This window comes from Pseudoalteromonas sp. MER144-MNA-CIBAN-0113 (genome assembly GCF_040308965.1).
Lineage (GTDB): Bacteria > Pseudomonadota > Gammaproteobacteria > Enterobacterales > Alteromonadaceae > Pseudoalteromonas > Pseudoalteromonas tetraodonis.
The window spans coordinates 1-447 of sequence record NZ_JBEOOG010000211.1; the positions used below are offsets into that span (position 1 = coordinate 1).

Consider the following 447-nt stretch of genomic DNA (forward strand, 5'->3'; position numbering starts at 1 on the left):
AAAGAAAATGGCAGGGCTAGACGATGATTATCGCTCAACCCTGTTAGAATCTGGGATTAAAATGCGCTAGCCGTGCCCATTTGGTCACCAGATAGCTCTAAATTGTTGTTTTCAGATAAAAACAACACACTTTGGTGGTTAGATGCAAAATCGGGCAAGCAACACAAAATTGATACCGGTATTTACGACGAAGACGGCATTACTCAATATACTTGGTCGCCTAATAGCCAAGACATTGTATTTGTTAAAAATAACGAAAACCGTTATGCCTCGCTATGGCACTACAACCTTAAAAAGAAAAAGGTAACGCGCTTAACAGACGAAATGAGTAATGAGCAAAACCCTACTTTTTCGCCTGATGGTCAATACCTGCATATTCCGGAGCATCGTGAACAGTGATTCCGGCCCATCGTGAACACCCGTTCTGGTTTTAACGTGAACGCTCAT

1 pseudogene is annotated in these 447 nt (G+C 42.1%); it reads left to right on the forward strand.

The window, feature by feature from the left end:
* Window positions 1-75: 75 nt before the first annotated feature.
* Window positions 76-393: pseudogene (locus AAEY57_RS19440) on the forward strand (eIF2A-related protein); the annotation flags it as partial.
* Between the last annotated feature and the right edge of the window lie 54 nt (window positions 394-447).